This window comes from Luteibacter sp. P4_E6, from assembly GCF_056401535.1.
Genome location: NZ_JBFUJE010000297.1, coordinates 1 through 4,834, shown reverse-complemented (window position 1 = coordinate 4,834; position 4,834 = coordinate 1). Strand labels below are relative to the sequence as shown.

10 protein-coding genes are annotated in these 4,834 nt (G+C 62.2%); 7 read left to right on the top strand and 3 right to left on the bottom strand.

The features are described 5' to 3' along the window. From AC1DT2_RS15800 to AC1DT2_RS15770, 7 genes are all read left to right on the top strand, one after another. Positions 1-548: thiamine pyrophosphate-dependent enzyme (locus tag AC1DT2_RS15800; protein WP_477297354.1), on the top strand; the 548-nt coding region annotated here is incomplete at its 5' end. Positions 549-653: 105 nt separating this feature from the next. Beyond that, positions 654-956: a hypothetical protein gene (locus tag AC1DT2_RS15795; protein WP_477297352.1), complete on the top strand. Its 303-nt coding sequence runs from the start codon at positions 654-656 to the stop codon at positions 954-956. A 101-nt stretch (positions 957-1,057) separates the two neighbouring features. Further along, a complete protein-coding gene (locus tag AC1DT2_RS15790) occupies positions 1,058-1,351 on the top strand; it encodes a hypothetical protein (RefSeq protein ID WP_477297351.1) in 294 nt (97 codons plus the stop codon). 30 nt (positions 1,352-1,381) lie between these two features. Further along, complete coding sequence (locus AC1DT2_RS15785; RefSeq protein WP_477297349.1) at positions 1,382-1,792, top strand: hypothetical protein; 411 nt, start codon at positions 1,382-1,384, stop codon at positions 1,790-1,792. 49 nt (positions 1,793-1,841) lie between these two features. Next, positions 1,842-2,333 carry a hypothetical protein gene (locus tag AC1DT2_RS15780; protein WP_477297347.1) on the top strand — a complete coding sequence of 164 codons (492 nt, stop codon included), beginning with the start codon at positions 1,842-1,844 and terminating at the stop codon, positions 2,331-2,333. 724 nt (positions 2,334-3,057) lie between these two features. Beyond that, complete coding sequence (locus AC1DT2_RS15775) at positions 3,058-3,213, top strand: DUF3606 domain-containing protein (RefSeq protein ID WP_477297346.1); 156 nt, start codon at positions 3,058-3,060, stop codon at positions 3,211-3,213. A gap of 19 nt (positions 3,214-3,232) precedes the next feature. After that, positions 3,233-3,448 carry a hypothetical protein gene (locus tag AC1DT2_RS15770; protein WP_477297345.1) on the top strand — a complete coding sequence of 72 codons (216 nt, stop codon included), beginning with the start codon at positions 3,233-3,235 and terminating at the stop codon, positions 3,446-3,448. 38 nt (positions 3,449-3,486) lie between these two features. Here the strand turns inward: AC1DT2_RS15770 and AC1DT2_RS15765 are convergent, their stop codons facing one another. The 3 genes from AC1DT2_RS15765 to AC1DT2_RS15755 form a co-directional block, all read right to left on the bottom strand. After that, on the bottom strand, positions 3,487-3,678 hold the full coding sequence (locus tag AC1DT2_RS15765) for a hypothetical protein (protein WP_477297343.1): 192 nt from the start codon (positions 3,676-3,678) through the stop codon (positions 3,487-3,489). 19 nt (positions 3,679-3,697) lie between these two features. After that, a complete protein-coding gene (locus AC1DT2_RS15760; protein WP_477297342.1) occupies positions 3,698-3,973 on the bottom strand; it encodes a hypothetical protein in 276 nt (91 codons plus the stop codon). A gap of 62 nt (positions 3,974-4,035) precedes the next feature. After that, the gene (locus AC1DT2_RS15755; protein WP_477297341.1) at positions 4,036-4,518 is read right to left on the bottom strand and encodes a DUF421 domain-containing protein; all 483 of its coding nucleotides are present in this window, start codon (positions 4,516-4,518) and stop codon (positions 4,036-4,038) included. Positions 4,519-4,834 lie beyond the last annotated feature (316 nt).

Genomic DNA, 4,834 nt, shown 5'->3' with positions numbered 1-4,834 from the left:
GCTTCATCCATGCAACGGAAAAGCGCCGCATCGTCGGCAGCCTCCTGCACGGCACCATGGCGGCAGGCCTCGCCTCCGCGCTCGGGCTGCAAAAATCCCATCCCGGCCGCCAGGTCATCAGCATGTGCGGTGACGGGGGGCTCGCCATGCTCTTTGGTGATCTGATGACGACCGTGCAGGAGAACCTGCCGGTCAAGATCATCGTCTTTGACAACGGCAAACTCGGCTTTGTGGAAATCGAGCAGAAGGCCGAAGGGATGCTCGACACCTTTACCAAGTTGAAAAACCCCGCGTTTGGCGAAGTGGCCGAGGCCATGGGCCTGTGGGGCCGCACGGTTCGCACCGCCGCCTCGCTCGATGAGGCGGTCACCGAATGGCTGGCGCAGCCGGGCCCCGCGCTGCTCCATGTCTTCGTCAACCCCATGGAGCTCGTCAAGCCACCCTTTACTGAGCTCAAGCCCGTTGTCGGGATGGGCATCTACGGCGTGCGCGCCATCCTCCACGGTCGCGGTGGCGACGTGTGGGAGATGGTCCGGGAGAACCTCTAGGGTCCCCAACCTGGGGTCCGGACGGAGCACCGGCCGCATTGCCCCCACTGCGGTCCGTGCTCCCGAAGGCATTCGTTCAACGCTCCAATGCACCAGGCGCGAGTCATGAGCATTAAAGACGAACACCAATTTGCAATGGCCCACCTTGCCCATGACCTGACCGTTCTCGGGGACGCCGCGTTGCGCGACGACTTCAATGAAGCCCGTTTCCGTGCGCGCATGGTGGTCGAGAAGGCAGAAGCCGCCGGGCTTGCCGATGTGGCCAAAGCTGCAAAAGATTTGGTCGCATCGCTCGGCCCCGTTGGCACACAGCCCGGCCTGGGCTATGGCGTCGACATCCTCCGGGTGGCCGAAGAACTCGACAAGCTCGGCTACCAGCATCTCCGGCATACGCGCCAAGGGCGTTAGGGCGGGTCGTCGTTGAAAGAGCCCGCCTTGATTGCCGGTCGATTGTGTCATCCGCAGACCTTGCTGTACTTTCCCGTCCCCCTTTATCGCTGGAGTTCTCCATGTTGGTCATCGCATTCGCACTCGCCGCCACGCAGGGCGTCACCATGAGCGGCAAGGACAAGCAAAGCGCCTCCGCACACGTTGCGACCTCATCGGTCGAATGCGCGGCATTCAGGAAAAATCCGGATGGATCTTGGACATCGGTTCGCGACACGAAGGTCGGTGCCGTGCAGATGTCGTCGGGTGGCACGTTCTTCCCCGGGGTCAAGCTCGGCGGGGTCGATGTCGGCGAAAGCCTGAACGCCAAATGCCAGGACAAGGCGGATGGTCGGGGCGGCAACGCTGGCGGCTGACCCTTTCCCGCTTCGGCACAAGGAGGCACGATGAGCGCACTCACAGAGCGTCCGAAAATTCTCTACATCGACCTGGACCTCGAAGTCAATTTCCAGGACAGTGGCCCGGGAACGGTTGGTGAGCGGTTGTTGGCCGTCTTGAGTTTTGCGCCGTCTCCCGACTGGTGCCAACGGTTCAACCGTGCCGGCAAGAATGTTGGTGGCTATCTGGGCGCGGCAGAAGTGGTGGGAAGCACCGTGCGCTTTCTTGCCCTGCAACATCGTTCGAGCACGGCGGTCGCGCAGTTGACCTGCCTGGTCGACGAGGTCAACCTCGGCGCTGGTGAAGACGTCAGGGACGTGCTGGAAATCGTCGTCGAGGTTCCTGAGAACCACGCGTGGAGCACGCGCAGCGCCCTGCGCCGTGGCCAGCGTCGCACGACGCACCGCAGCGGGCATTAGTGCCGCATCTTGGGTCGCAAACGCGAGCGCCTTTCATGGAGGAGAAATCATGGGCACCTACACAGCACCGAAATTCCAGGTCGTCACAGTGATTCTGGGGCTGGTGGCCATGTCGGTCGGCATGGTCATCGTTGTCTTTCACGGCGCGCCAACAAAGCCACTCGAAGAGGGCGAGTATCACGCGCTGTTTGACCTTGGCGCTTACCTTTGTCCACTTCTTGCCGCCGTGTGCGCCGGCGCCGGTCTGTTCCTCCACTTTCCCCGCATCGGGGCAGGCACGTGGGGCGGCCCTGCAACGGCGAAGCCCGAAGGAGGCGAAGCCACTGCGGACGAAGACCTCAAGGCCTATTACGTTGCCTCACTCGTGTTCCTGCTGTGTGGACTGCTGTGCTACGCGTTCTGTCACCCGTGCCAGTCGCCGAACGTCACGGTCATCTCGTGTGCGTACATGGTCACCGGGACGCTTGTGCTTCGGGCTCGCGTTGCCGTCGCCCCCCCCCCCAGAACTCGAAACACCGTTGGCTCGACGTGCGAACAATGAAGGTGATGAGTTGGGTCACCGTCGTCGGCTGCGAAGTCGCGTTTGTCTACATCCACACCATGTTCATCCACGGGCAATGCATGGACTAGCGACGCGCGGAAGGCGACCGGGGAAAGGCCGTTTACCGGGCAGTAAAGACGCAGTAGAACATCACCGAAAACATGAACACCAGAAAAAAGACGAAGGGTGCGAGGACTGCCGCATCGGGGTGTTTGAAGAGAGACATGGGAATTCCGCAGGCAGTGGATGGAGACCCAGATCTAGCAGAGCCTGACCATCCGTCAAGGGGCGGAGCAATCGGGCCGCCCTGTCCAGCCAACCGAAAAGCCAATCCGGGACGGGACCGGTGCGCAGCGGTTTGACGTCCGCAGGTGGCGCAAAGAGCGGGATCTCTCTTCCATACGTCTCCGACATGGCGGTTCACGCGCGGGTGGCCCCGCCGTCGATGTAACAAGCCTCGACGGCACCGACCCATGGTTGCGCAGCGCCTGCTGGCCGTGTCCCGAATTGTCAGGTTCCTGCGGGCTGGCGCTTCGGTGGGGCGCGAAATCATCGTCAATCTTGGGGCTGCATCGCCGAGAGCCTCAATCGTTGAGACGGACTCGGATGACCCGGACGGCCGCGCTTCCGTACACGCATTCATGGTCGCCGCGCTGACGCGCAGTTGACGACCGCTTGACCCGAAAAGAGGCAGCGTGACCGCTCGTTAGGGAGGACTTTCGCGATGAATGACAACCAAAGCATTCGTGGGCCGGCTGACGCCAAACGCATCAACGTAAACGAGGATTATGAGGTTCAGTACTGGACCACAGAACTCGAAGTGACAGAAGACAAGCTTCGCGACACTGTCAGGAAAGTTGGTGTCTGGCTGCTGACGTGAGAAAGGCGCTGGGCAAGGCATGACCGAAACGCTGACCGTCTACATCTCGCCGCCGGTGACAAAACGTGCACCATGGAGGGTGCGCTGCGATGGCCGGCCCGCCGAGGAGTTCCGCCTGGAGCAAGAAGCCATACGGCGGGCCGCCGAATGCGTTCGCATGGCCGAAAACGCAGGCGGTAGCGGCATTGTCAAAATCGAGCGTCCCGACGGTTCCTGGAGGGTATTCCCGACCTGAGCCTTTTGCGGTTCTGGTCGGAAATCCCCCGCGCTCCCTCAGTCGGCTACCGACGCCTGGAGTGCTGCGGCAAGACCGGCGTCTCCGGACAGGATGTCTTTCCACAACAGCTCAAGGCCTTTGCGCTTGCCCTTCTCGACCAGCTTGAGCCCGTCGGGGTGGATGGTCAGCGTGTAGTCCTGACCGCCGACGGTCAGTTCGCGCTTGAGCGGTTTGTCCAGTGGCGTCATGTCGGGTCCTCAAAGGCAGTCAGCCAGGCTGGTTCTTCTCGAAGGCCTCGGTGAGGTCGACGAGGGCGCGGCCCAGGCCTCCCGACGGGGCGGTGCCGGCAGGGCCGAGGACGCTCATCAAGACGTCCGAAGCACGCCGAAGAGCGTCAAGGCGGGGGTGCTGCAATTGTTCCCGGAACTGGGCCAGACACAACCGGGCCTCGTCGAAATCTCCGTCGAGCGCGGCGGCGTTGATTGCGTGGATGCATGCCTCCAAGCCATCTGGCGTCAGAGGGCGGGCAGCGTGGCCGTTCATCGCGGGCTCCCTGCGGAAACGGGCCTCCGATTTTAATCAGCCTGAGCGTCAGGGCAAGCCCCTTATCCCGCGTGTTTTCGTGTGACGAGGGTGATTTTGCCGTTCGGCTCCAGTCGACCCGTTTTGACATCCCGGTCCGTCTCGATGCCCGCCCCGTGGAGGGCCCTGTCGAGCGCTGCATCAGGAATGTTTTGGCTCCGAAGGGCAGCAGGGCCCCGTTTGCCGTCGCGGACCAGGATCGTGGGAAACCCTTCCATGAGTCGGTTAAAGCCCGCTGACCGGGCAGATAGCCATGCGATGGCCTTGTCTGTCGCCAAAATCCCAGCCACGCCAAGGAAGGGTCCGAGCATCCCGTTGTCGTCGCCGATAATCGCGGTTCGCAGGGTTCCGCCCGCCAGGGCAATGACCACGACATCAAACGCCGACATTTCCCCGAAACTCCGCTTGCCCGCAAGGCGCATGAGGACGAGGAGACCAAGATAAGTGACGGCGCCCCGCACGAGGTAGGTCCACCACGGCGCTGTGAGTTCGAAGATGTGGTCCATGGCGGTCTCCCTTGGCTGGACTTGCAGTCAACCCGGACAAGGGTCTGGGAAATGCGAACACCACGGGATGTCCACGGTTTTGGGCTCTTCTTTTCACAGGACATTGCGCATGGTTACGGCTTCTCCTGCAAACGAGTCTTGCCCATGAAAGCCGTCGTTTTCCACGCACTCGGTGACATCCGCCTCGATGACGTGCCCGAGCCGAAAATTGAAGCAGACACCGATGCCGTCGTCCGGCTGACCGCGTCGGCCATTTGTGGGACGGACCTCCACTTTATTCGCGGCACGATGGCTGGGGTCGAGCCCGGCACCATCC

What these genes read in the sequence shown, in the direction of transcription:
- AC1DT2_RS15755 (WP_477297341.1), bottom strand. Translation starts at nt 4,518, where the DNA reads ATGGACCACATCTTCGAACTCACAGCGCCGTGGTGGACCTACCTCGTG.
- AC1DT2_RS15775 (WP_477297346.1), top strand. Translation starts at nt 3,058, where the DNA reads ATGAATGACAACCAAAGCATTCGTGGGCCGGCTGACGCCAAACGCATC.
- AC1DT2_RS15780 (WP_477297347.1), top strand. Translation starts at nt 1,842, where the DNA reads ATGGGCACCTACACAGCACCGAAATTCCAGGTCGTCACAGTGATTCTG.
- AC1DT2_RS15795 (WP_477297352.1), top strand. Translation starts at nt 654, where the DNA reads ATGAGCATTAAAGACGAACACCAATTTGCAATGGCCCACCTTGCCCAT.
- AC1DT2_RS15765 (WP_477297343.1), bottom strand. Translation starts at nt 3,678, where the DNA reads ATGACGCCACTGGACAAACCGCTCAAGCGCGAACTGACCGTCGGCGGT.
- AC1DT2_RS15770 (WP_477297345.1), top strand. Translation starts at nt 3,233, where the DNA reads ATGACCGAAACGCTGACCGTCTACATCTCGCCGCCGGTGACAAAACGT.
- AC1DT2_RS15785 (WP_477297349.1), top strand. Translation starts at nt 1,382, where the DNA reads ATGAGCGCACTCACAGAGCGTCCGAAAATTCTCTACATCGACCTGGAC.
- AC1DT2_RS15790 (WP_477297351.1), top strand. Translation starts at nt 1,058, where the DNA reads ATGTTGGTCATCGCATTCGCACTCGCCGCCACGCAGGGCGTCACCATG.
- AC1DT2_RS15760 (WP_477297342.1), bottom strand. Translation starts at nt 3,973, where the DNA reads ATGAACGGCCACGCTGCCCGCCCTCTGACGCCAGATGGCTTGGAGGCA.